Here is a 26,512-nt window from a genome sequence, read left to right as displayed (position 1 = left end):
CATTTTGAGTGGTATTTAGGGGAGGTGCCTATGCTAAACAAAGAACTTGAAGCTAGCTTGAATGGTGCATTTGCGCGAGCACGCGAAAAGCGCCATGAATTTATGACAGTCGAGCATCTGCTACTGGCATTGCTTGAGAACGCTTCAGCACAAGAGGCACTGGTAGCCTGTCGTGCAGATCTGGAGCAGCTTCGCAAAGAGCTTGATTCTTTTATCGAGCAAACTACACCTCTCATCCCAGCTGATGATGAGAGTCGTGAAACCCAACCTACACTCAGCTTCCAGCGTGTACTTCAACGTGCCGTATTCCATGTTCAGTCTTCTGGTCGAAGTGAAGTAACTGGTGCCAATGTGCTAGTTGCGATTTTCAGTGAACAAGAATCTCACGCTGCATACCTGCTTAAGAAAAGCGATATTAGCCGTTTAGACGTGGTTAACTTTATCTCTCACGGTACCGTGAAAGACAGCGATAACGACGACATGGGTGGTGCTGATGTTGGCGGCGAAGATGTTCGCGCCGAGCAGAGCTCAGAAGACAAACTAGAGAACTTCGCGACTAACCTTAACCAACTAGCCAAAGCGGGTGGTATCGACCCACTCATTGGTCGTGACAGTGAGCTGGAACGTACAGTTCAAGTGCTTTGCCGTCGCCGTAAGAACAATCCACTGCTTGTGGGTGAGGCTGGTGTTGGTAAAACAGCCATTGCTGAAGGTTTGGCATGGCGTATCGTTGAAGGCCAAGTGCCAGACATCATTAAAGACTGTGTGATTTACTCGCTTGATATTGGTTCGCTATTGGCGGGTACCAAATATCGCGGTGATTTCGAGAAACGCTTCAAGGGTATTTTGAAGCAGCTTGAGAAAGAAGATCATGCGGTGCTGTTTATCGATGAAATCCACACCATCATTGGTGCGGGTGCTGCATCGGGCGGTCAGGTTGATGCCGCAAACCTTATCAAGCCACTGCTAAGTAGCGGTAAGCTACGTTGTATGGGCTCAACAACTTATCAAGAATACAGCAATATCTTTGAGAAAGAGCGTGCATTGTCTCGTCGTTTCCAAAAGATCGATGTTATCGAGCCATCGCTGGACGATACCACTAAGATCTTGATGGGTCTGAAACCAAAATACGAAGCTCACCACGAAGTACGCTTTACTAACAAAGCTATCCGCGCTGCGGTTGAGTTATCGGCGAAATACATCAATGAACGCCACTTGCCAGATAAGGCAATTGATGTGATTGATGAAGCGGGTGCGCGTTGTCGTCTAGCGCCTGCGAGCCGACGTAAGAAGACAGTTAACGTTAGTGATATCGAAGCCATGATTGCAAAAATGGCACGTATCCCTGAAAAATCAGTCTCTTCAAGCGACCGCGATGTACTGCAAAAACTCGATAGCAAGCTGAAAATGCTGGTATTTGGTCAAGACGAAGCCATTGATGTACTGACTGAAGCGATCAAGCTAAGCCGTGCTGGTTTAGGCGCTGATAACAAACCTGTGGGTTCATTCCTATTTGCTGGCCCTACTGGTGTTGGTAAAACTGAGGTGACCGTACAGCTAGCTCGCACGCTAGGTATCGATCTGCTGCGCTTTGATATGTCTGAGTACATGGAGCGTCACACAGTGAGCCGCCTAATTGGTGCACCTCCGGGTTACGTGGGTTACGACCAAGGTGGTTTGTTAACTGATGCTGTTATCAAACAACCGCATTCAGTAGTACTACTGGATGAGATTGAAAAAGCGCACCCTGATGTGTTTAATCTTCTGCTTCAAGTAATGGATAACGGTACGCTAACCGACAATAACGGTCGCAAAGCTGATTTCCGTAACGTGATTTTCGTGATGACCACCAATGCCGGTGTTTCGGAAACCGTACGTAAGTCGATTGGTTTGATTCAACAAGACCACAGCCATGATGCGATGTCGGAAATTAAGCGTGTGTTTACACCTGAATTCCGAAACCGTCTGGATAACATCATTTGGTTTAACCACCTTGATAAAGATGTTATTCACCAAGTGGTTGATAAGTTCATTGTTGAGCTGCAAGCCCAATTGGATGCACGTGGCGTTTCGATGGAAGTCTCTGAAGATGCGCGTCAATGGTTGGCTGATAAAGGTTACGACAAAGCAATGGGTGCACGTCCAATGGCTCGTGTTATCCAAGATAACCTGAAAAAACCAATGGCGAACGAATTACTCTTTGGTAGCTTGACCAACGGTGGTTCGGTACGTGTTGATTTGGTAAACGATGAGCTTGATTTCCAATTCAGCAGTGAAATGGAACCAGCCCATTAATCAGCCGCTAGATTAGCTTCTCAATAAAATAACCGCCCAATGGGCGGTTATTTTTTAGCTGACGCTTTCCACTTGATGGATGATAAGCCTCGTTAACGCTGGCTCGCCCACAAGTGAAGCAAATCTGTCGCGATAGTTGCTGCAGCAAGGGCTGTCATATCCGCATGATCGTAAGCTGGTGCAACTTCGACCACATCCATCCCCACAAGATTAATGCCTTGTAAGCCACGAATGATTTTCAGCGCTTTGTCAGATGTTAATCCGCCGCATACTGGTGTGCCAGTACCGGGTGCAAAAGCAGGATCGAGACAATCAATATCAAAGGTTAGGTATACCGGACGATCGCCGACAGTGGCTTTGATATTGCTAACAATTTGCTCTATTGACCAGTCGTTAGCGGTTGCCGCATCGATAACATTAAACCCTAGTTTGTTATCGTAATCGGTGCGAATGCCGATCTGTACCGAATGCGTTGGGTCAATCAGCCCTTCATTTGGTGCGTGATAGAACATGGTACCGTGATCGTATTGGCTACCCATGTCATAGGTATCGGTGTGAGCATCAAAGTGAATCAATGCCATTTCACCGAACTGCTTGGCATGAGCGCGAAGTAGCGGCAAGGTCACGAAGTGATCGCCGCCAAAGGTCAGTAAGGTTTTGCCTTGAGAAAGCAAGCTGGTGGCATGCTGCTCAAGGCGATCACACATTTGGCCTGCATCACCGCTATCGAACACTAAATCACCGCAATCTGCGAGGGTGATTTTGTCGGTTAAGGAAAATGACCACGGCCAGCGTTTACCTTCCCAAGCTAGGTTGGTGGAGATTTGACGGATTGCACCTGGCCCCATGCGGCTGCCTGAGCGACCTGTGGTTGCCATGTCAAAAGGCACACCTGTGATAACAACATCGGCGTCACATGCTTGTGGGTTGAACACCAATGGTTGGCGCAAAAAGCCAAAAGCATTGGCGTATAGTGAGTAATCTGGATGAGTGGCAAGTGTTGCCATAATTACAACTCCCGACAGCCCAAGCCGAAAGCTTGGGCTGGAAATGAATCAATGAAATACGGTTAACAGGCTTACTCTAGGTAGGTGTAGCCTTTTAAGCCTTCAGCGAGCTCTGCCAATACGGTTGCGTGCTCTTCTTCCGGTAGGTGTTCTTTCACCATCACTTCGTATTGGTGAAGGAATTGCTCGGAGTCGAGGTGCACGTAACGCAATACATCGCCAACGCTATCACCACGAACGATTTGTTCGATCTCATAGCCACCTTGCTCGTTACAACGCACAATCGCAGTATCAGTATCACCAAATAAGTTGTGCATATTGCCAAGCACTTCTTGGTAAGCTCCTACCATAAAGAAACCAAGGCGGTACGGTGACTCGCTGGTCCAAGCTGGTACCGCTAGCGTATGTTCAATGCCTTGACCTTCAACGTATTGATCAATCGCACCGTCAGAGTCACAGGTAATGTCTAAGATCACAGCACGGCGTTCTGGCTCTTTATCCAATTTTGTCAGTGGTAGCACAGGGAAAATTTGCTCAATCCCCCAAGCATCTGGCAGTGATTGGAATAGCGAAAAGTTCACGAAGAACTTATCGGCTAAACGCTCATGCATCTCGTCCAACAATGGGCGGTGAGCACGGTTCTTAGTCGATAAACGTTTTTCCAATTCATAACACAGACGTAAGCTGATTTGTTCAGCCCAAGCACGTTCTGTGAAGCTCAACATTCCCATTGCGAACTGAGTGTGAACTTCGGCTAAATCACTTTGATTATCATGGTAAATTTCAACCAAAGAGCGGTGATCGCTTAATGCTTTTAAGTCCTGCCATGAGTGCCACATGTTGTGCAAAATCTGCGGTGCCGTTGCTTCTGGCGGATACACAGATTCTTGTTTGTAGCTCTCAACCCCAATCACGTCAGTGATAAGCACTGCGTGATGCGCGGTTAGGTTACGCCCTGATTCTGAAATAATACGTGGCATCGCTATGCTGTACTCTTTACAGATATCGCCAATGGTGTACACCACATTGTTCGCGTATTCGCGCAAGCTGTAGTTCATTGAACAGCTGCTTTGGCTACGGGTACCTTCGTAATCGACTGCCAAACCACCACCCACATCAACAGTAGTAATGCCTGCGCCTAGTTTGCATAGCTCAGCATACACTCGGCTTGCTTCACCCACACCGTTGCGTACGTCGCGGATATTGGCAATTTGCGACCCTAGATGGAAGTGCAATAACTGCAAGCAATCGAGCATTTGATGATCGCGTAGCTTGTTAACGACCGTTAGCACTTGCGAGGCTGACAGACCAAATTTCGATTTTTCGCCGCCGCTTGCTTGCCACTTGCCTTTGCCTTGTGAAGAAAGGCGAGCGCGAAGACCAAGACGAGGGCGAACGCCTAACGCTTGTGCTTCTTGCATCACGGTATCGAGCTCAGACAGTTTTTCTAGCACGATATACACTTCGTGACCTAGCTTTTCACCAATTAGCGCTAAGCGAATGTATTCTTTATCTTTATAGCCGTTACAAACGATCACAGAGCTGGCTTGCTGCGCCATTGCGAGCACAGCCATTAGCTCAGGTTTACTGCCCGCTTCTAAACCAAGCTGGCGCTGCTGTTTAGCATATTGGCTTGCTAGAATTTCGCTCACCACCGCGTCTTGTTGGTTAACCTTGATTGGGTAAACCGCTAGGTACTCACCTTGGTAACCGTAATGCTCAATCGCTTGGTTGAAGGTAGAGCACAGGCTGTCCACTCGATGATGCAAAATATCAGGAAACCGCACCAATACTGGCAATGAAGCGCCTTTGGCGATCAATTCATCTGCGAGCTTGGAAAGCGCGACAGTATTGTTTGGATTGAGGTTGTCTGGTTTAGCAACCACTTCACCTTGAGCGTTAATGTCAAAGTAGCCTTGACCCCAGTATGGGGTGTTGTAGACGTCACGTGCATCATTGATAGACCAATCACTCATGTTTATTCCTCGATCAGTGATTGCGGGCAAGCAGTTGTAATAAAAGATAAGGGCAGGGTTGCTGCCGTGAAACTGCAAGCGCCAGGTGGATAAGACTCCTCAAGCGCGTTGATAGTGAGCGACTTGAGTGAAACCAAAAATTAGGTGGGGAGCGTTACTCTTCCCTAAATGACGTCTTTGATTGGCAATAAGCCATCAACGTCGATGTCACGACCGAGACATTAGGCAAAGAGAAATTATGTTTGAAAGGTTTCATTCGCATTCCTACATGGCCGTGCTGAGTATGGTGTCACGGTATGAAAGAAAGATGAGGCTCATGGCTGAGCCCGTCTACACCTCGCTTGGCTGGTCGGGAATGCCAACTGGGTGCGACGCGATTAGACAACTGAATGGCAGATGGCGCAAACAAAATGATTTTGTTGCAACGATAAGTAAATTTGATGGAAGGTGAAGACGAATTTTTGTTGGGGATGAGTGAATCTCTAAACGCCAGATAGACAAAACCCAGCCAAAAGGCTGGGTTTTATCTGTATTCTTTAATCTAAATAATTAGATTAACGAGCACGGAAGACGATACGGCCTTTAGTTAGGTCGTATGGAGTCAGTTCCACAGTTACTTTGTCGCCAGTAAGAATACGGATGTAGTTTTTACGCATTTTACCAGAGATGTGAGCGGTAACAACGTGACCGTTTTCTAGCTCAACGCGGAACATTGTATTAGGTAGTGTATCAAGTACAGTACCTTGCATTTCAATTACGTCTTCTTTTGCCATTGAATCCTCTTAGGCTACCAGCCATGCTTCTGATCGGGCTGGATAATGCCTCGAAACTGTTTAAGTGTAAAGTTTAGGACGCAATTTTACCCTTGCAGGTATCCTTTGTCAGCTTTTGTTCCAGATTAAATCGGATTTATTTTGTTTTTTATGTAATTTGAGTCTGCTGTTACAGCTAAAATCGGAGTGATGGCATAAAAAAGTGCCAAAATCATTCTTCTTCAGCATGCCAGCGACCATTAATGAGTTTCTGGTGAGGCTGGAATCTCACTTTATAATTCATCGCTTTACATTCATTAATTTGATAGCCCGGATATAGCCAACGACGACCAGTATGTCGGCAATATTGAATTTGGAAGAGGACGCAAAGGGTGCCAAGCGACAAGGTGCAATCTGGGTCAAAGAAGCTGTAAACCGCACTAAGCGCACTCTCAAACACATCGGTCACCGCAATCGCAATTAATTGATCCCCTTCATAAACATGGAGGAATAGGCTATCCATCCAGTCAGCCGTACTAAACTCAAAGAAGTGGTCTTTGTTGGGTGGATACATAGAGCCATCGGCATGACGGGCAGTGATGTACTTCTCATAGAGAGTGAACCAATTGACATCAAGCTCAGTCTTAAACTCCCAGCGGAGCTTTTTCATTTGCTTAAGCTGGCGTTTCTGGCTTTTAGATGGCTGAAAAAGATAGCAATCAATACGCAGTGGAATACAGGCTTGGCATTGCTGGCACATAGGCTTGTAAATCGCTTTACCGCTACGACGGTAACCAGAGGCGATCAACATTTGATAGCCTTGTGGCGACAGCCATTCTTGGTCGATCACGACACCAAGCTGTTCTCGTTGCTCGGGTAGGTAATTACATTGCGAACTGGGCGTTAACCCGATACGGAAACTAAGGTCGTTCATATTACTCTACTGGCATAGTTAAAGTCTGCGGCGCAAAACAGCCAGCCTTAAGTATGGCATTTTTTGCTGTCGTCAGGTGTGCCAAGAATGGAGCACGTTCACGGGTGATAGCGCCCAGCGATGCAAGGTGGTCGTTCATTATTTGGCAATCAACCAGTGTTCCGCCGTGGGCACGAAAGTGTCTGATAAAGTACCAAAGAGCCAGCTTAGAGGCATTGTCGGCAAGGGTGAACATAGATTCCCCGCAAAACACTGAGCCGACTTGAATACCGTATAAGCCGCCGACTAAGTTGCCGTTTTGCCATACTTCAACGGAATGGCAATAACCGAGCTGGTGCATGGTTTGATAGGCTTGGATCATCTCATCGGTGATCCATGTTTCCTCTGGACCGCGACAGGCAGCACATTGTTCGATCACTTCAGCACAGGCTTGGTTCAGGGTGATCTGATAACCTGATTTACGAGCAAATTTACGCAAGCTTTTGCTCGGTTTGAAATCTTGAGGGCAGAACACGGCGCGTGGGGCAGGGCTCCACCATAAAATTGGCTCACCGTCTGAATACCACGGGAAGATCCCTTGTTGGTATGCCGCCAGCAAACGCTGAGGTGATAAGTCGCCGCCAAATGCGAGTAAGCCATTGGGATCGTCTAACGCTGTGGTTGGGTTAGGAAAATGCGTGGTGCTAAGGCTTAGCTCAGGAAGGTAAATAGCCATAGAATCAAAGTAATAACTGATAGTAGAGAAATTATATATGAGAAAGTTGTTCTTGTTACTGCTAATCATACCGCTTAGCTTAACGGCAGCGCCATATAACCGTAATGAAGCTCGGGCGGTGAATCAAATTGTTTTTGGTGAGGTCGACTCTGTTCGTTACATCACGCAGCAAGAAGTGATTAACTCACAACATAATGGTTGGGAAACTTTATTGGGTGCCGTTGTTGGTGGTTTGATTGGTAATCAGTTTGGTGGTGGTCGTGGTCGCGAAGTGGCAACGGCTGTCGGTGTCGTGGCGGGGGCAGGGTATGCGCACAACCGTCAGAACACGCAGAAAGTGGTGCAATACCGCTTGGTTGAGTTACTGATCAAAAGCGATGAAGGAAAATACATTGATGTGATCCAAGATGTGGATCAGAGCATGATTTTTAATCGTGGTGATAATGTCCGTATCTTGTATTTCAATGATGGCGTAAGGGTTGATAAAACCTACCCTTGATCTTTTGTGAGATAAATCGCGACAGCGAGTCGCATCATTAAAAAACGGGCGCGACTCTAAATAGAGTGGCGCCCGTTTTATTTCGTACCGTTATTTTCTGTATTTTCTCGTTAAGCCATTGCCACTGAATGCGTGCGAATGGCTTTAACAATACGGATTAGATACGGTTCCAAAGTTCGGCGTAGCGACCATTTTCCGCGAGTAGCGTGTGGTGCTGACCGCGTTCAATGATGTCGCCTTTATCCATCAAGCAGATATGATCCATTTGATCTAAGCCCACCAGACGGTGAGTAATGAAGAGCACGGTTTTGTCTTTCGCATGATCCATTAGCAAGCTCAGGATCTGCTGCTCAGTACGACGATCCAAGCCTTCAGTTGGCTCATCCAATAGCAGGATAGGTGCATCGTGCAGAAGTGCACGAGCGATGCCGATACGACGACGTTCACCGCCTGAGATCTGACGACCACCTTCACCTAACCAGGTATCAAGTGCTGTATCTTCAAGAAGGGCTTCTAGACCCACTTGGTTAAGTACTTGTGCCAGTTCTTCATCGCTAGCGTCTGGTTTGGCAAGCAGTAGGTTTTCACGTAACGAGCCGTTAAAGACATCAACACGCTGACTCACCACGGTAATGGCTTTGCGCAGTGACTCTTCGTGCCAACTTGGCAGTGCCGTGCTATCAAGGCGAATTTGACCTTGTTGTGGATCCCAGTTACGCGTCAGAAGCTGTAGCAGCGTTGATTTACCACAACCAGTACGCCCAAGTAGCGCCAGTTTTTCACCCGCTTTAAGCTCAATATTGATGTTATTCAACACAGGCTGATCGCTACCATAGTAGGTATAGCTGAGGTTTTCGATTGTGATGTCGCCGCGCACGTCAGCTTGGTGACCTTGCGGATCAAACGGGGTATCCGGCGTTGCTTCAATAATTTCATTCAAGCGTTTTGCCGACGTTAGGGTTTGACCTAGGTACTGGAATGCACCTGCTACCGGCATCATCATCTCAAAACTTGCCATAGTGGCGAATGCCACCAATGCAATGAATGGGTCTTGTGGGTTACCGCCAACACCGTCAGCCGCCATCCAAGTGATGAGGATAAGTGTCCAGCCTGTTGCTGCCATCAAAATGGCATTGGCAAGGCCAGTCAGTGATGCCATTTGTTGCTGTGCTGCCAGCAGATCATCTTGTTGTTTGACAGCTTGTTCACGGTAGCGTGACTCGGCATTAAACAGCAGTAGCTCTGCGTGACCTTGTAGCCAATCCAGTAGTTTTACTCGGTAGTTGGCTTTTGCCATGGTGAGGGTTTCACCATTTGCTTTGCCTAAGCGGTAAAAAATCATAGGCAGGGCGAGCATTAAACACAGTAAGATTGCGCCTAATGTCAGGCCAATCACCATATCAAACCAGCACAGGAAGGCGGTGATGGTGATTAAGCCAATAATACCAATGACCAGTGGGCTTACTAATCGAAGGTACACGTGATCCATCGCGTCAACGTCAGCAACCAAGCGGTTTAGCAAGTCTGCATCACGCAGGTTTGCTTGACGGCCCGGGATCAGCGGCGTCAGTTTACGGAAGAAAAATAGACGTAAATCAGCAAGTAGTTTGAAGGTCGCATTGTGGCTCACCACACGCTCACCCCAACGTCCCGCAGTACGCGCCATAGAGAAGCCACGAACCCCGGCACCCGGTAGCATGTAGTTAAAGGTTTCACGAGCGATCGTTAAGCCAGCCACCGCTGACGCTGCAATAAACCAACCTGATAGCGTTAATAGGCTCATTGCCGCAAGGATGGTGCCTAAACCGAGTAGCATGCCTAGGGTTAGGCCGAACCAGTGCTTACGGTAAAGTTTTAGGTAAGGGAGTAAATCACGCATCGAGATCCCTCATATCTTTGTTTGCCAGCATGTCAGCCAGAAGACCTTGGTGGCGAAGTTGCTCGAACGGCCCCATCTGTACTAATTGTCCTTTATCCATCACTAACACGCGATCCATTGTCGACAGTTGGTCAAGACGGTGGCTCACCATTAGTGTTGTTTGACCACGGACAGCTTGTGCCAAACTATCCAGCACTAGGCGTTCGCTGTTGGCATCTAAGCTGGCTGTTGGTTCATCTAGCAGCCAAAATGCGCCGTTTTGAAGCATGGCACGCGCAACAGCAATACGCTGTGCTTGACCCACAGATAGGCCGCCAGAACGGTCGCCGACTTGATGCTGTATGCCTCGCTCTAAACGATCAATGAATTCATCAGCATACGCCTGTTGGCTAACTTGGCGAACATGCTCATCAGTTGCAAGTGGGTTGCCAAGGGTGATGTTGTCATGAATAGTGCCGTGAACCAACATTGGGTTTTGACCTACCCAGCTAATAGCTTGACGCCATTGGCTATGGTCGAGCTCTTTGAGCTCAACACCGTTGATCATCAAACTACCACTGTAAGGCAGGAAGCCAAGAATGGCGTTAAGCAGGCTTGTTTTACCTGCACCACTAGGACCAACCAGTGCCACTTGTTCATTAGCATTGATAGCAAAGGTAAGCGGGCCTGCCAGCACTTGTCCTTGCGGGCTGAGCACTTCAAGCGCATTGGCTTCAATTTGAATCGTTTCTGGTGATGGTAGATTTTCGCTACCTTGCTTCATTTCGTCTGCTTCAGCGTTAAGGAACTCAACGATAGATTCAGCAGCACCAATTGCTTGCGCTTTGGCATGGTAGAAAGTACCAAGATCACGCAGCGGTTGATAAAACTCTGGCGCAAGGATCAGCACAAATAGACCAGTGAATAGGCTAAGCGGTAGCCCGTAGTTACCAAAGTTCAGTTCACCAATGTATGAGAAACCAAAGTACACCGCCACAATCGCAACTGAAATGGCAGAGAAGAACTCCAGCACTGCAGAAGATAAGAACGCGAGGCGTAATACTTCCATGGTGCGCTTGCGCAGTACATGTGAAGCAGCATGGAGGTTTTCCGCTTCAGCTTCTGCACGGTTGAATAAGCGAAGTGTTGTTAAACCTTGAAGGCGATCGTAGAAATGCCCCGATAAGCGTTGAAGCGCTTTAAAGTTACGACGGTTTGCATCTGCTGCGCCAAGACCAACTAACGCCATAAAGATAGGCACGAGTGGTGCTGTGATAAGGAATATCAGTCCAGCAGCCCAGTTGAGCGGGAATACCACCACCAAAATGGCGAAAGGAATGAGCACCGCAATCGACATTTGGGGAATGTAGCGCGAGAAGAAATCTTGCATCTCTTCAACTTGCTCTAGTACCAAGCTCGCCCATGCACCAGCGGGTTTCCCCTTGATGTAGGCTGGCCCTAGGCTGTGAAGGCGTTGCATGATTAGTTGGCGTATATGAAGACGGACTTGCTCACCGCAGCGGTAGCCGTACACTTCACGTCCCCAGCTACAGAGTGCTCGAAGACCGACGATTAAGATCAAGCTAACAAAGTGCGCGATAAGTTCGCTTTTGTCTGTGTGTTCAATGATTAACTGATGAAGGATATGAGCCAATAGCGCCGCTTGGCCAATCAAAAGTAATCCTGAGACGAAGCCAAGACCGACACTGAGCATGAGCCAGCGTTTAGCTAGCTTGCTTTGTGATTTCAGCCACTTGGTTAAGTCGCGTTGTAATTGTTTATCCATAAAAAGATTCGTTTTAAAGCAACACTATCAATACGGGGTAGTTGTTGCCTTGGTTTTAAAAAGCAAGAAACCCCACACAAGGTGAGGTCGTGGTTTCCCCGAAACCATATAAAGCGAAAAAGGCTGCGCGAGGCAGCCTAAGACGTTGTTATCATTGTTTTTCTTCGAGAGCATCGAGGTAGCGCTCAGCATCGAGAGCTGCCATACAACCTGTGCCTGCCGAAGTGATTGCTTGACGGTAGGTGTGATCCATTACGTCACCAGCAGCAAATACACCTTCAACACTGGTTTGGGTCGCGTTACCTTGGGTGCCTGATTGTACTTTGATGTAGCCATTTTCCATTTCGAGCTGACCTTCAAAAATCGCAGTGTTTGGCTGGTGGCCAATAGCGATGAAGGCGCCCATTACCTCGATGGTTTCTGTTGCGTCAGACTTGGTGTCTTTAATACGCACAGCCGTTACACCCATGTCATCACCTAGCACTTCGTCTAGGGTGCGGTCAGTATGAAGAATGATGTTGCCATTCTCGACTTTATCCATCAGGCGTTTGATCAGAATTTTCTCTGAACGGAAAGTATCGCGGCGGTGGATCAAGTGAACTTCAGATGCGATGTTTGATAGGTAAAGCGCTTCTTCGACCGCAGTATTACCGCCACCGACAACCGCAACTTTTTGGTTACGATAGAAGAAACCATCACAGGTTGCGCATGCTGATACGCCACGACCTTTAAATGCTTCTTCTGATTCCAAGCCTAGGTATTTTGCTGATGCGCCGGTAGAAATGATTAATGCATCACACGTGTACTCACCATTGTCGCCTTTTAGGCGGAATGGACGCTGGCTGAAGTCGGTCTCGTTGATGTGATCAAAAATGATCTCTGTCTCGAACTTCTCTGCGTGTTCTTTCATGCGATCCATGAGTGCTGGACCTGTTAGGCCATCAGCATCACCAGGCCAGTTTTCAACTTCAGTTGTCGTTGTTAGCTGACCGCCTTGCTGCATGCCGGTGATCATCACTGGATTAAGGTTTGCGCGTGCTGCATAAACAGCTGCAGTATAACCCGCAGGGCCAGAACCAAGGATGAGTAGATTACAGTGTCTTACGTTACTCATTTCTTCTCCAGGCTGAATGAGATAATTCTTATATGGAGCTCGATTGTAGGTAAATTGTGGGTGTAAGGAAAGGGCAGAATGATACTGGTTATCGATTCTATCAATAGATATAAACTATCAATAAGCTAGACAAGTGTTCGCTGTGTCTATAACCACGAAAGCAGTATGGTTTTGATAGCTTGTGCAAGGTGTGGCGTACTAAGTTAACCGAGCTCACATTATTTTCTTTTGCTTGATGGCTGATAACGTCAAAATCATTTCATGTGAGCAGGGTTAACTAGAATATTTGGTTATAACTTAATGCATACTTATAGCTACGGTTGGGTCGGTATAGTGCAAATTAAACGCATCGGCGACTTCCTTATAAGTTACTTTGCCGTACATAACGTTCATCCCTTTAAGAAGCCCATCATCTTCCAACAAGGCTTTTTTATAGCCTTTTTGCGCTATGGTAATTACGTAGGGAAGGGTGGCATTGTTCAAAGCGAAAGTTGATGTTCTGGCAACCGCGCCCGGCATGTTAGCGACACAGTAATGCACCACGTCATTGACAACAAAAGTCGGGTCGGTATGTGTGGTCGGATGCGAGGTCTCAAAGCAGCCACCTTGGTCGATGGCAACATCCACCACCGCCGAGCCAGACTTCATTTTCTCTATATGCTCAGCTGAAATTAGCTTGGGTGCCGCAGCGCCAGGGATCAGCACCGCACCAATAATTAAATCCGCTTCGGGGACGAGTTGGTCGATGGCTTCGCGAGTGGAATAAAGCACTTTTGCTCGCCCTTGGAACTCACTATCGAGCGCCCGTAACGTATCAATGTTTCGATCTAAAATCGTTACATCTGCGCGCATACCAACGGCCATTCTTGCCGCGTTTGAACCAACTACACCACCACCTAAAATGACCACATTGGCGGGCGCAACGCCCGGCACACCACTAAGTAAAAGACCACGTCCACCGTTAGAATTCTCTAGTGTTTGGGCTCCTGCTTGGATGGACATTCTGCCAGCGACCTCAGACATAGGCGCTAATAGTGGTAATCTGCCATATTTATCTGTTACTGTTTCGTAAGCGATGCAAATGGCTTTGCTTTGAATAAGTTCTTTGGTTTGCGGAAAATCAGGGGCAAGGTGAAGGTAGGTAAATAATATCTGTCCTTCGCGAAGCATAGCTCTTTCTACTGCTTGAGGCTCTTTTACTTTGACAATCATCTCTGATCTGGTAAAAACTTCTTTAGCCGTAGAAATTATGGAAGCGCCTGCAGCTTGGTAGTCGGTATCGTTAAATCCGATCCCACATGCAGCATTAGATTCCACTAATACTGAGTGACCGAGAGAGACTAGCTCGCGGACACTGGCAGGGGTAAGCCCGACGCGATACTCGTGGTTTTTGATTTCTTTGGGTACACCAATGATCATCCTGCTCCTCCATAGATAGGCTAGTGGGAAGTGCTATTGAGAAGGTTGTTAGTGCAGATCTAATCGCAGTATAGTTTGACTACCAGAGTATTTGATTCTAAATATTAGAAAGATGTAGTATATTTTTTTGCAAGGAAGTAAGAAGGTGGAATAAAAAATGGTAGATACCAAAAAGAAACCATCCAAGGAATTGGATCGCATTGACCGTAACATTCTGAATGAACTACAGAAAGATGGCCGTATCTCGAACGTTGAGCTGTCTAAACGTGTAGGTCTGTCACCAACACCGTGTCTAGAACGTGTACGTCGTCTTGAGCGCCAAGGCTACATCAGTGGCTACACGGCTTTGCTGAATCCTCAATTCCTTGACGCATCTCTATTGGTGTTTGTTGAAATCACCTTGAATCGTGGTGCACCGGATGTATTTGAACAATTCAATAAGTCGGTACAAGAGCTAGAAGACATTCAAGAGTGTCACCTAGTATCAGGTGACTTCGACTACCTATTGAAGACACGTGTATCAGATATGTCTGCATACCGTAAGTTGCTGGGTGAGACGCTACTTCGTCTTCCTGGTGTGAACGACACTCGTACTTACGTGGTGATGGAAGAAGTGAAGCAAACTAACAATCTTGTGATTAAAACTCGTTAAGTTTGCCAACACGGTTTCGAATTAAATTTTCGAATTATATTCAAGCGACTTCGGTCGCTTGAATTGTTTCTGTCGCTTACAACCAACAGTGATATTGATGCCGCTTTGCAGTCGATATTATGTTAACTGGTTTAATTTTCATCAATTATCCCTCTCTTTTAACAATTCTATGCCCTTTTCTGGCAAAGAAACGATTACAATAGACTGATCGGTTATCCAGTGTTTTTACCTCGTGAGGGAAGTTCTGGTATAACATCCTATTAGTATCGGTTTTTCGCTTAGGCTGACTTACTCGTATTGACGGCAATAAATAGAGTGAATAAAGCGTGCAATATTATGACGAACTTCTGCAGATGCGTGTTTTCGTCGGTAGTTTGCGCCTGAGCATGTATAACAACGGAGTTTTCTTTGAGGAAGGTTAAAGGCAAACAGTCAGCGATCACCCGATTAAGTGGTGGCCAGCGCTTACTGGAAAGCTTTCTAATTATCGCACTCTTCGCTGCAATTTATATGATGGTGGCGTTGGTTAGTTTCGACCCTGCCGACCCATCTTGGTCGCAAACCGCATGGCAAGGGCCTGTTCAAAACAAAGCTGGGGCATTCGGTGCCTTTGTTGCTGATAGCTTGTTCTTTAGTTTCGGATCGCTTGCGTATTTCCTTCCGGTTGCTGTTCTATTGGCTGCGTGGGTGTTATTTCGCCGTCGTGGCGAGCGTGAGCAACTCGACTTCATGATTTACGGCACCCGCCTGCTAGGGATGCTGATCCTCTTTTTAACGAGTTGTAGCCTTGCCGACTTGAATTTCGATGATATCTGGTACTTTTCATCCGGTGGGGTGATTGGTGATGTGGTATCGAATATGGCACTACCGTTATTTAATATCTTGGGAACCACCTTGATCATGATGTTCCTGTGGGCGGTAGGTTTTACCTTGTTTACGGGTATCTCATGGTTAACGATTGTGGACACCTTAGGTGAGAGCACCCTAGGTTCTATGGCATGGCTACTAAATAAAGTGCGTGCAGATAAGTCGGAAACACTGACTTCATTTGCTAAAGACGAGCCATTCGCAACGCCAGCTACCGAGCCGCAATTTGCAGAAGCGAATAATCCATTTGCTGCTCAAAACAGTATTCCTGATGCCGATGACGTGTTGTTAGCATCGAATAGTCGTCCGTCAGCAGTGCCAGCGGTAGACAACTTTTCTCAAGCTCAAGCTGAACCAGCAATAGCAAGCAATTCGCCTGCAAACAATGCTGAAGAAGATTTACCTCGAATTGTGATAAATCGTCCAGCGAGCTCGCCAGAATCAGTTTCAGCGCCCACATCAACACCTATGCCTGCGACCGCTGCTGTGGCAACGGTAGCACCTGCTGAGACAGCGGAAGTCTCGCCTGCGGCGGCGCTACCGCCAGTACCAACACCTGCGGTTGAAGTAACCTCAACTGCCCAAGCGAAAGGAATGACGATTGCTGAACTTGAACAGCAATTGGATAAAGATGAAAACTTCACCATGTATGTGGAAGAAGAGGCGGCACCAGCCGTTTCACAACAACCACAGCCACACTCACAACGACAGCCTCAGGTTGAGTCTGAGCTTATGGTGAAGGTCGAAGATGTTGACCAAATTGCGACGCATGAACCAAGTATCGCCATGACGTCAGTAATAGAAGAACCTGTGCAAGAGGCCGCAGTTGCAAGTACACAATCTACAGTAAGCCCAGAGGCTCAGTCAGTAGAAGCAGCGCAAACTTCTGTCACAACGACAGTTGAAGAGCCTGTTTACGAGAATAAGTTAGAAACTTCGATAGAAGCTGAGGCTGAAACAAGGGGCGAAGTGCCAGCTGAACCTTTGCTGGATAACATTGAGCCAGACTTTGCATCTCCTGCTGAACAAAGTGCAGTCTTTGCGCCAGTTGAAGCTGATCTAGCGTCAGATTCAAACGTGGCATCATCGACAATCGACTCCGAGAATATTGAAATTGGCGTGCATGATGGCATGTCTGAGTTAGAGCGTGCTCAGCAAGCTGATAATGCCGCAGAAGGTGAGTTAATTACGGCTGCCGAGAGTGAAGCTGAAGTTAGCGATGAAGAAGCTTTCTTGAAGCGCATTCGTGATGCTCAAAAAGAACAAGCGCATATGGCAGGGTTAGATAACCCGTTCCTAATGCAGTCTGACCCTGATTTACCTGTGCCGACGTCACCAATGCCGACACTAGACCTACTTGCGCCAGCGAGACAAAACGTACAGCCAGCAACCGAAGAAGAGTTAATGGCAACGGCGCGATTAGTCGAAACTAAATTGGCTGATTATAAAATCAAAGCCAAAGTGGTTGGCGTATATCCTGGGCCTGTCATCACCCGTTACGAGCTAGACTTAGCGCCAGGGGTGAAGGTTAGCCGTATTGCTGGATTAGCGAAAGACTTGGCACGTGCACTATCGACCACTGCGGTGCGTGTGGTTGAGGTTATTCCGGGTAAACCTTACATCGGTCTTGAGCTGCCGAACCTGAACCGTGAAACGGTTTATATGTCGCAAGTGATCGACAGTGATCGTTTCAAGGAAATGAAAGGGGCGTTACCGATTGTATTAGGTTACGACATTGCCGGTGAAGCCGTAGTTGCTGATCTGAGCAAGATGCCACACTTGCTGGTGGCGGGTACCACAGGCTCTGGTAAGTCGGTAGGTGTAAACGTCATGATCTTGAGCTTACTGTACAAATGTAAGCCGGAAGATTGTCGTTTCATCATGATTGACCCGAAAATGTTGGAACTTTCTATTTATGAAGGTATCCCACATTTGTTGACCGAAGTGGTTACCGACATGAAAGATGCAGGCAATGCGCTGCGTTGGTGTGTGGGTGAGATGGAGCGTCGTTACCAGTTAATGGCGCGTGTCGGCGTCCGTAACCTTGCTGGTTACAATGCTAAGCTAAAAGAGGCGGCGGAGGCTGGGCACCCAATCTATGACCCTCTTTGGAAACCGGGCGATAGCATGGATGAACATCCACCATTGCTAGAGAAAATGCCAAGCATTGTGGTGATCGTCGATGAATTTGCCGATCTGATGATGGTTGTTGGTAAGAAGGTTGAAGAGTTAATTGCTCGTTTGGCGCAAAAAGCGCGTGCGGCTGGTATTCACCTTGTACTGGCAACTCAGCGCCCATCGGTGGATGTGATAACAGGTTTGATCAAAGCCAATATTCCAAGCCGTATGGCATTTACAGTGTCGACCAAAACCGACTCGCGAACCATTTTGGATCAGGGCGGCGCAGAATCATTGCTCGGTATGGGTGATATGCTGTACTTACCTGCGGGTCAAAACCATCCGGTACGTGTTCACGGTGCGTTTGCCTCGGATGATGATGTTCATAACGTTGTAAATGATTGGAAAGCGCGAGCGAAGCCGCAATACATTGATGGGATTTTGAATGCTGACCAAGGTGCTGAAGGTCTACTACCGGGCGAGACGCCAGTGGGTGGCGATGACGATCTTGACCAGCTATTTGATCAAGTCGCGGCATTTGTGACCGAAACTCGTCGTGGTTCGGTATCGGGCGTACAACGTAAATTTAAAATTGGTTACAACCGTGCTGCTCGTATTGTTGAGCAGCTTGAGTCGCACGGCATCGTTAGTCCTCCAGGCCATAACGGTAATCGTGAAGTGTTGGCACCACCGCCACCACCGCGTGACTAATAAAACAAATTAATGACCCAACTTTCTGTAATGAAGGTGAAGGATGATAAAAATGAAATTAATGAAGTACCTTGCGATTGCGCCTTTATTTTTTGCTTCGGTAGTGTGGGCAAACCCACAGCAAGAGCTCAGTGCTCGTCTTGATAAAGTGAATGCGTTTAGCGCTAACTTTGCGCAAAAAGTGGTAAGTCCTGAAGGTGAACTTCTAGTGGAAGGCGAAGGGGATATGGCGATCAAACGCCCAAATCTGTTTCGCTGGAATACCGAAACCCCAGATGAAAACTTGCTAGTTTCCGACGGTAAAACCTTGTGGTACTACAACCCGTTTATCGAGCAAGTAACGGCGATGTGGCTGAAAGATGCGACCGAGCAAACCCCATTTGTGTTGCTGACGCGTAATAGCCAAACGGATTGGGCTAATTACGATGTGGCACAAACGGTAGATACTTTCACCTTAACGCCCAAAGCGGCGAATAGCACCATGGGTAAGTTTGTTATCACTGTGGCTAAATCTGGGGTGGTACGTAATTTCTCTGTGATTGAACAAGATGGTCAAAAAAGCCAGTTTACCTTCAGTCAGTTTAAAAACACCGAGCCAAAAGCAGCTCAGTTTACTTTTGCGCCGCCACAAGGTGTTGAGTTGGACGATCAGCGTAACTAAGTTGTTTGCTGAGTCAACCTCGACACTCATGGCTAGTAATAGCCATTAATGAATCTATAAGGTGACCTTGTTGGTCACCTTTTCTGTTATATCCTCACTGTTTTTTTGCATTGAGGGATAAGGGGTTAATGTGAGTAATTTAAGTCTGGATTTTGCCTCTGATTTTCGCCCTCTGGCAGCACGTATGCGCCCGCGCAATGTGCAGGAATATATTGGTCAGCGCCATATTTTAGGCGAAGGAAAACCGCTGCGCCGAGCACTTGAAGCGGGGCATTTGCATTCAATGATCCTGTGGGGACCACCGGGCACAGGGAAAACAACCTTGGCTGAAGTGGCGGCGAATTATGCTCAAGCGGAAGTGGAGCGCGTGTCTGCAGTTACCTCTGGTGTTAAAGATATTCGAGCTGCGATTGATAAAGCACGTGAAAACAAGCTTGCAGGGCGTCGCACTATCTTGTTTGTGGATGAGGTTCATCGCTTTAATAAGAGCCAGCAAGACGCCTTCTTACCCCATATTGAAGATGGTACTGTCACTTTCATTGGCGCGACCACCGAAAACCCATCGTTTGAGCTCAATAACGCACTGTTATCGCGAGCGCGGGTGTATAAACTCAAATCGTTAGATAAAGACGATATTTTAGCGGTGATCGAGCAAGCACTTACCGACCAAGAGCGTGGTGTTACAGAAACGAATGTCGCCTTTGTGGATGACGTCAAAGAGCGATTAGCTGAATTGGTCGGGGGCGATGCACGCATGTCGCTAAACTACCTCGAACAGTTGATCGACATGGCAGAAGAAGATGCCAGCGGCATCAAACAAGTGACTTTGCCATTGTTGGCTGAAGTGGCTGGGGAAAAAATTGCCCGTTTCGATAACAAAGGCGACTTGTGGTACGACATGATTTCAGCAGTGCATAAGTCGATTCGGGGCTCAAGCCCAGACGGTGCTTTGTACTGGTTTGCTCGCATGTTACAAGCGGGATGTGATCCGCTGTATGTTGCTCGCCGTTTATTAGCGATTGCTTCGGAAGATGTCGGTAATGCTGATCCGCGTGCGATGCAGGTTGCGGTTTCTGCCTGGGATTGCTTTACCCGTGTCGGGGCTTACGAAGGCGAACGTGCGATTGCGCAGGCAATTGTGTACCTAGCTTGCGCACCAAAAAGTAATGCTGTTTACACCGCGTTTAGCCAAGCAAAACAGATGGCGAAAAATACGCCTGATTACGAAGTACCACCGCATTTACGTAATGCACCGACCAAATTGATGAAAGACCTAGGTTATGGTGCCGAGTACCGTTATGCCCATGATGAACCTGGCGCGTATGCCGCAGGGGAGAGTTATTTCCCGCCTGAATTACATGGAACACGCTTTTATCAGCCGACAAATCGTGGCTTAGAAACCAAAATTGGCGAAAAGTTGGATTATCTTGCTACGTTAGACGCAAAAAGCACATTAAAGCGCTACCAATAATAGGGCTTTTTGGGTATCGTTAAACGACAGTCACCAGTTGCACTGGTGCAGGCGTCATGTTGGTATTTTGTGGTTATTATTTGCCCGTATTTTTCACTTAACTGACGCAAAAAAGGTATTAAGGCAAGATTGCCTTAATAACACGCATTTCAGAATATAAAGAGCATAGGATTAGCATGCTAGATTCTAAATTACTTCGGACTGAGCTGGATGAAACAGCTGCAAAACTCGCGCGTCGTGGCTTCACGCTAGACGTAGAAAAATTACGCAACCTAGAAGAGCAACGTAAGTCCCTTCAGGTAAAAACAGAAGAGCTTCAAGCTCAGCGTAACTCGCGATCGAAGTCGATTGGTCAAGCTAAAGCTAAAGGCGATCACGAAGAAGCTGAAAAGATTCTAGCAGAAGTAGCTAACCTTGGCGGTGAACTGGATGAAGCTAAAAAAGCGTTAGCTGAACTGCAGAACGAACTTCAAGACATCACCCTTTCTGTGCCTAACGTACCTGATGATTCTGTACCAGCAGGTAAAGACGAAAGTGAAAACGTTGAAATTTCACGTTGGGGTCAACCTAAGTCTTACGACTTTGAAGTAAAAGATCACGTTGACCTAGGTGAAATGGGCGGCGGTCTTGATTTTGCAAGCGCAGTGAAAATCACTGGCGCACGCTTCATCGTGATGAAAGGTCAATTTGCTCGCCTACACCGTGCAATCGCACAGTTTATGCTAGACCTTCACACAGACGAGCACGGTTACACCGAAATGTACGTGCCGTACCTAGTGAACGCAGACAGCCTATACGGTACTGGTCAGCTTCCTAAGTTTGGTAAAGACCTTTTCCACACTGAGCCGCTAGAAGAGAAAGTCAATGACGAAGAACCTCGTCGTCTATCTTTGATCCCTACGGCAGAAGTACCAGTAACTAACATGGTTCGTGACACCATCTCTGACGAAGCAGATCTGCCTCTTAAGATGACAGCGCACACACCTTGTTTCCGTTCAGAAGCAGGTTCTTACGGTCGTGACACTCGTGGTCTGATCCGTATGCACCAATTCGACAAAGTTGAGCTAGTACAAATCACTAAACCAGAAGATTCAATGAATGCACTGGAAGAGCTAACAGGTCACGCTGAGAAAGTACTTCAACTACTAGAACTTCCATACCGTAAAGTTGTGCTATGTACAGGCGATATGGGCTTCGGCGCTGCGAAAACTTACGATCTAGAAGTATGGGTTCCAGCTCAAGAAACTTACCGTGAAATTTCTTCATGTTCTAACATGTGGGATTTCCAAGCGCGTCGTATGCAGGCTCGTTTCCGTCGTAAAGGTGAGAAGAAGCCTGAGCTTGTTCACACGCTAAACGGTTCTGGTCTTGCTGTAGGTCGTACTATGGTTGCGATTCTTGAGAACAACCAAGAAGCTGATGGTCGTGTGATGATCCCTGAAGTACTTCGTAAGTACATGGGTGGCGCGACTCACATCGGTTAAGTGCGAATCGATAAATAATAAAAACCCAGCTGTTAAGCTGGGTTTTTTTATGCCTGTATTTTATACCTAGTAACTAGGTTAAAGCTTGATAACCAATCAGAATCAGTGATGAAACGTCACCATACTCTGATTGGCATCCTTTACAGTATTACTTGGTTAATGGGATCTCGCGAGGTTCAAGCGTAATGGTGGCATTGTTACTTGCACCTGGTTGATCGATTAACTCGTCGGTTTGCATGATGGTGTAGTAGAAGTCGACCATATCGTCATTGTTGGTAAAGGTCTCATCAGGGATTGCTTTTAAGATCGCATCCACCAACTTGTTCACGATAGGTAAGCTTGCCGCACCGCCATCAATTTGGCTTGCAATGACTGTTGTCGCCGTTTTAATGATGACTTCTGCTAACTCACGGTAGTTGGTGTTTGTATCATGCTCCATCAAAATGATGTTTGCAGCTCCCCAACGGTAACGTGCCCAGTACACCATGATTTGGTTTGGGTAGTACACTTGGTCTTGGTAATCCAAGTAAGGCATTTCTACTACATCAAGGGTTGGTTCATCACGGCTAGGATCAACACCACTAACAAGGGCATAAATTTCTGCTTTACCAGAGATCCAAGGTTCTTGATCATCTTTAACACTGATTTTTTTTAAAACTGTGGTTGATAAGAACTCTTCACTTAACTTAGGTGCGCTAGCTAGTTTTGGTAAGTTATCCAGTGTTACCGCATCATTGGCATTGAATACAGACTGCATGGTTGCAAGACCTGCACGCATCGCTTTTTGCTCATCAACACCCACGATAAATACAGGTTGGTTAGGCATGACATCTGCAGAACCAATAACCAATTCACCATGACTATCGAACATATCGATACTGTCGCCAGCTTTGACGTTGTCTTGCTGATAAGTAAATAAAGGCTGCTGACCCGCTTCGACGCCCGGCAACATTGCTGGGTTAGCCAGTGATACCGTTAGTAGGTTTTCAGGTTGTTGGTTCAGTCCATGCTTAGCAATCACCATTTTCTCAGTGTCAGCTGCTTGTGCTGTGAGTGCTGGCAGGTTGATGATGTTCACTAGTTTATTAAGTGGTACACCATTACTTTCAACATTGATGTTCTGCTTTAATTGGCTGGCAATTTGGGCATAGTTTTCACCTAGCTGTTGGGCAATCTGGCGCTGATTTTGCGCTTCAAGACTCAGTTTGCCAGCATCTGGTGTTGGGGTCGCTTGGGTTTGCTTGCTTTGTTCTTGGCAGCCAGTAACGCCAAGGCAAAGTGCGAGTACTAAGCCGCTTATTTGAAGGTACTTCATGAATGCTCCTATAGAAGAGGAAATGTACTCTTATTTTAAGCGGCTATAAATATCAATAACTTAAGCGCTGTCACGTGGTAATGTGACTACTAGCGCTTTTTTGTGATGTTGCTTCGGGTAAATGAATTTTTAATTCATCAGCTATGTCTTGTAGGACGTGATCGAACAATAAGTAAAGGGTGTCTGATAGCGTGAGGGAATACTGGTATAGCTGCTGCTTATATTTGATGATGCCATCTTGGTCATCAGGCACCACAGCAAGCTGCTGACGGAGCGTATCTATACATAGAGCAGGCGCGGGTTGCTTTAGCTGTAAGTTTATTTGCTCAAGACGGCGGTAGAAGGTGCTGGCATGGTTATCTAATTCACGATAGCTGGCAGAGCTTCCAAGTTGGCTATTTTCAATCGTATAGCGGTAGCGGCTTAATGTATCTAGTGCATTAAGAATAATGGGCCAGATGGTTTGGTAATGTTGAAACTGCGAGGCTTTATCGTTGTTGAGTAAGCTTTGAGTGATGGTGTCGTCGATCAAATACAGTACGTGACGAATCATCTTACCGTGTACAACTTGGTTACGCTGAATGCTGTAATGGCGCCATTCACGAAGCAGCAGATCACTACGTTGATTAAGAATGCGGTACATGGGTTTATGGTGGCGGTCAGCTTGATTGAGCAGTGTTTTGACCATATTGGCAATGGCTTGAGATTCAGCCAAGGGGCGGGCATTGTCTTCGCTTGGGCGAAGCAGTGCTTGGTGAGTGCGACGGCGGTGAAAGCGAAAGAGATCGATTAATTGGCGCAGACCGATAACTTGGTTGAAACGCTGTTGAAGATAATGCTGACTCTTACGTTGGCGCACAAAGGCATAACCAATGAAGCCGATAATCACGGCGAGTAATAGTAGTAACCACATACATCTTCCTCCACATCAACCTTGTTCGAGCTGAGTAAAGTTCAGCTGATAGTGACTATCGCAAGAATTACGCCTAAATTTACGGGGCGACTTTTATTTTAAGTATTTGATTTTACTTGGCGTGGGTGTTGGTGGAATAAATGGAGTGGGGTGAGTGCACCAAGGTGAGGCAGCTTCTGGTTGTTATTGGTGCGATGAGAGCTTAAAAGCGAGCTGCCGAAAAAGTAACAGCCCTGATAACCGTTATGACTATCAGGGCCGTAGAGCTTGCTTTTAGATTATGTGCTTAGCTTGTTTGCGCTTGCGTATGAAAGCTCACTTCTTCATCTTTAGCACCCGCAGCAGGATCGTTGAAGCGCTCGATGTCTAGCTCGTTTTCAGATTTAGCTACCACACATGTTACTGCGCTATCACCAGTGATGTTCACGGCAGTACGGATCATATCAAGTAGGCGGTCAACACCCATGATAAGTGCAATACCTTCTACCGGTAGGCCTACTTGGTTCAGTACCATCGCCAGCATGATGAGACCGACGCCTGGAACACCTGCTGTACCAACAGAGGCTAGGGTCGCTGTCATGATCACTGCTAGATAGTCACTCATGGTCAGGTCGATATTAAACGCTTGGGCGATAAATACCGTCGCAACACCTTGCATGATTGCGGTGCCATCCATGTTGATGGTTGCACCTAGTGGTACGGTGAAAGACGCGACTTTGTTGTTCACACCTAAACGCTTGGTTGCCGTCTCCATGGTAACTGGAATGGTTGCGTTTGAAGAAGCGGTTGAGAATGCGAACATGATCGCATCTTCCATTTTCTTCAAGAAGGTTTTTGGGCTAAGGCCGGTGAAGGATTTCAGCATCACGCTGTAAGTCACGAAACCGTGGATCAAGAGCGTTGCTGTTAGTACTAAGAAGTACTCGAACAAGTTAAAGATCGCATCTAGACCAAGGCTGGTGAACAGTTTTGCCATCAGGAAGAACACACCAAACGGTGCAATGTTCATTAGCAAAGCCACCAGTTTCATGATCACTTCGTTTAGATCAGAGAATACTGCGGCTACGCGTTCACCTGCTTTACCCGCAGCACTGATAGCCACACCAAATAGGATCGCAAATACGATAATTTGTAGCGTGTTACCTTCAGCCATTGAGTTGATTGGGTTTGTTGGGAACATGCCAACAATAACATCACCCAATGATGGCGCTTCTTTGGCGGCGAAGGTTGTTGCTGCTGTTAGATCGGCACCGGCACCCGGTTGGAAAATATTACCCATGGTTAGGGCTAGGGTGATCGCAATAGCAGTGGTTGCCATGTATAGCACTACAGTCTTGCCACCAAGGCGACCTAGTGTGCTGATATCTTTAAGTGAGCTAGTACCACATACCAGTGATACGAAAACTAATGGCACTACCAGCATCTTCAAGCTGGCGATGAAAATTTTACCACCCACGTCGAACAGTCCATTGACAAGATACTCATGGACAAAAGAGGTGTCTGCAAAAAGAGAGCGAATGATAAAACCAGTCATTATGCCCAATACCATGCCGAGGATAACGCGGCTGGTTAGGGATAATTTCTTCTTATCTGTATTCATTATTGGAATACTCCTTATAATTATTCATTAGAAAAATCATTTTTCTAAGCGGCAAGGAGGTTAGCAGCACTCAGGGTGTTAAAGCGAAGTAAAATCGTCTTCAGAGTGAAAACTTCTGTTTTGGATCACACTTTTTGAGCCAGAATGATGTGCGGAAAACAATAAGTTTAACTGTATTTTAACTTTTTAGGCTGATTTATTTGAAGTTTGCGGTTATTTGGCGGCAAAAGTACAGTGTATTGTCCTCTGGGAAGGCAGTGTTGGGATATATATAGAAAATGCTTTTAACAACCCATAATTACCTGATTAGTGACTATAAAGTCGTATTTAAGTATAGAAAGCCTTAGCTGATAGGTGATTTGTTG

Annotated in this window: 19 protein-coding genes; 7 read left to right on the top strand and 12 right to left on the bottom strand. The window is 46.8% G+C overall.

Annotated features, from left to right (window positions below):
* The first annotated feature begins 30 nt into the window (after positions 1-30).
* Positions 31-2,295, top strand: a complete 2,265-nt coding sequence (gene clpA / locus A3K86_RS05730; protein WP_068328935.1) for an ATP-dependent Clp protease ATP-binding subunit ClpA — start codon at positions 31-33, stop codon at positions 2,293-2,295.
* Positions 2,296-2,387: 92 nt separating this feature from the next.
* Here clpA and speB read toward each other — a convergent pair whose 3' ends face one another.
* From speB to aat, 5 genes are all read right to left on the bottom strand, one after another.
* Positions 2,388-3,302 (bottom strand): agmatinase, encoded by a 915-nt coding sequence (speB, locus tag A3K86_RS05725; protein WP_068328932.1) that lies wholly within the window; start codon positions 3,300-3,302, stop codon positions 2,388-2,390.
* 71 nt (positions 3,303-3,373) lie between these two features.
* Entirely contained in the window at positions 3,374-5,278 is a 1,905-nt protein-coding gene (gene speA / locus A3K86_RS05720) for a biosynthetic arginine decarboxylase (RefSeq protein ID WP_068328930.1), read from the bottom strand.
* Between the two features lie 554 nt (positions 5,279-5,832).
* The gene (gene infA, locus A3K86_RS05710) at positions 5,833-6,051 is read right to left on the bottom strand and encodes a translation initiation factor IF-1 (RefSeq protein ID WP_005298441.1); all 219 of its coding nucleotides are present in this window, start codon (positions 6,049-6,051) and stop codon (positions 5,833-5,835) included.
* Between the two features lie 211 nt (positions 6,052-6,262).
* Complete coding sequence (locus A3K86_RS05705) at positions 6,263-6,964, bottom strand: arginyltransferase (RefSeq protein WP_068328927.1); 702 nt, start codon at positions 6,962-6,964, stop codon at positions 6,263-6,265.
* 1 nt (position 6,965) lies between these two features.
* A complete protein-coding gene (gene aat, locus A3K86_RS05700; protein ID WP_068328926.1) occupies positions 6,966-7,679 on the bottom strand; it encodes a leucyl/phenylalanyl-tRNA--protein transferase in 714 nt (237 codons plus the stop codon).
* Positions 7,680-7,716: 37 nt separating this feature from the next.
* On the opposite strand from aat, the gene A3K86_RS05695 reads away from it, so the two are divergent.
* The gene (locus A3K86_RS05695; RefSeq protein ID WP_068328925.1) at positions 7,717-8,178 is read left to right on the top strand and encodes an outer membrane lipoprotein; all 462 of its coding nucleotides are present in this window, start codon (positions 7,717-7,719) and stop codon (positions 8,176-8,178) included.
* Positions 8,179-8,335: 157 nt separating this feature from the next.
* Here the strand turns inward: A3K86_RS05695 and cydC are convergent, their stop codons facing one another.
* The 4 genes from cydC to ald all read right to left on the bottom strand — a co-directional run bounded on the left by cydC (position 8,336) and on the right by ald (position 14,355).
* Positions 8,336-10,057 (bottom strand): heme ABC transporter ATP-binding protein/permease CydC, encoded by a 1,722-nt coding sequence (cydC, locus tag A3K86_RS05690; RefSeq protein WP_068328923.1) that lies wholly within the window; start codon positions 10,055-10,057, stop codon positions 8,336-8,338.
* On the bottom strand, positions 10,050-11,822 hold the full coding sequence (cydD, locus tag A3K86_RS05685) for a heme ABC transporter permease/ATP-binding protein CydD (protein ID WP_068328921.1): 1,773 nt from the start codon (positions 11,820-11,822) through the stop codon (positions 10,050-10,052). Before cydD ends, cydC begins: the two co-directional genes overlap by 8 nt.
* Before the next feature lie 151 nt (positions 11,823-11,973).
* Positions 11,974-12,936: a thioredoxin-disulfide reductase gene (gene trxB, locus A3K86_RS05680; RefSeq protein WP_068328919.1), complete on the bottom strand. Its 963-nt coding sequence runs from the start codon at positions 12,934-12,936 to the stop codon at positions 11,974-11,976.
* Positions 12,937-13,233: 297 nt separating this feature from the next.
* Positions 13,234-14,355, bottom strand: coding sequence for an alanine dehydrogenase (ald, locus tag A3K86_RS05675; RefSeq protein WP_068328916.1), 1,122 nt, complete (start codon positions 14,353-14,355; stop codon positions 13,234-13,236).
* Positions 14,356-14,512: 157 nt separating this feature from the next.
* Here ald and lrp point away from each other — a divergent pair, with 157 nt between their 5' ends.
* From lrp to serS, 5 genes are all read left to right on the top strand, one after another.
* Positions 14,513-15,007: a leucine-responsive transcriptional regulator Lrp gene (lrp, locus tag A3K86_RS05670; protein WP_007467256.1), complete on the top strand. Its 495-nt coding sequence runs from the start codon at positions 14,513-14,515 to the stop codon at positions 15,005-15,007.
* 408 nt (positions 15,008-15,415) lie between these two features.
* The gene (locus A3K86_RS05665; protein WP_084406521.1) at positions 15,416-18,703 is read left to right on the top strand and encodes a DNA translocase FtsK 4TM domain-containing protein; all 3,288 of its coding nucleotides are present in this window, start codon (positions 15,416-15,418) and stop codon (positions 18,701-18,703) included.
* Between the two features lie 61 nt (positions 18,704-18,764).
* Positions 18,765-19,364 carry an outer membrane lipoprotein periplasmic chaperone LolA gene (gene lolA, locus A3K86_RS05660; protein WP_068330247.1) on the top strand — a complete coding sequence of 200 codons (600 nt, stop codon included), beginning with the start codon at positions 18,765-18,767 and terminating at the stop codon, positions 19,362-19,364.
* Positions 19,365-19,494: 130 nt separating this feature from the next.
* Entirely contained in the window at positions 19,495-20,835 is a 1,341-nt protein-coding gene (locus A3K86_RS05655) for a replication-associated recombination protein A (RefSeq protein ID WP_068328910.1), read from the top strand.
* A 176-nt stretch (positions 20,836-21,011) separates the two neighbouring features.
* Positions 21,012-22,319, top strand: coding sequence for a serine--tRNA ligase (gene serS / locus A3K86_RS05650; protein ID WP_068328908.1), 1,308 nt, complete (start codon positions 21,012-21,014; stop codon positions 22,317-22,319).
* 148 nt (positions 22,320-22,467) lie between these two features.
* Here the strand turns inward: serS and A3K86_RS05645 are convergent, their stop codons facing one another.
* The 3 genes from A3K86_RS05645 to A3K86_RS05635 all read right to left on the bottom strand — a co-directional run bounded on the left by A3K86_RS05645 (position 22,468) and on the right by A3K86_RS05635 (position 26,147).
* On the bottom strand, positions 22,468-23,634 hold the full coding sequence (locus A3K86_RS05645; protein ID WP_068328905.1) for a DUF3103 family protein: 1,167 nt from the start codon (positions 23,632-23,634) through the stop codon (positions 22,468-22,470).
* Between the two features lie 70 nt (positions 23,635-23,704).
* Positions 23,705-24,547: a hypothetical protein gene (locus A3K86_RS05640; protein ID WP_068328901.1), complete on the bottom strand. Its 843-nt coding sequence runs from the start codon at positions 24,545-24,547 to the stop codon at positions 23,705-23,707.
* Between the two features lie 286 nt (positions 24,548-24,833).
* Positions 24,834-26,147: a dicarboxylate/amino acid:cation symporter gene (locus A3K86_RS05635; RefSeq protein WP_068328897.1), complete on the bottom strand. Its 1,314-nt coding sequence runs from the start codon at positions 26,145-26,147 to the stop codon at positions 24,834-24,836.
* Between the last annotated feature and the right edge of the window lie 365 nt (positions 26,148-26,512).

It is taken from the genome of Photobacterium jeanii, from assembly GCF_001650345.1.
GTDB lineage: Bacteria > Pseudomonadota > Gammaproteobacteria > Enterobacterales > Vibrionaceae > Photobacterium > Photobacterium jeanii.
This window is presented reverse-complemented; position numbering and strand designations above follow the sequence as displayed.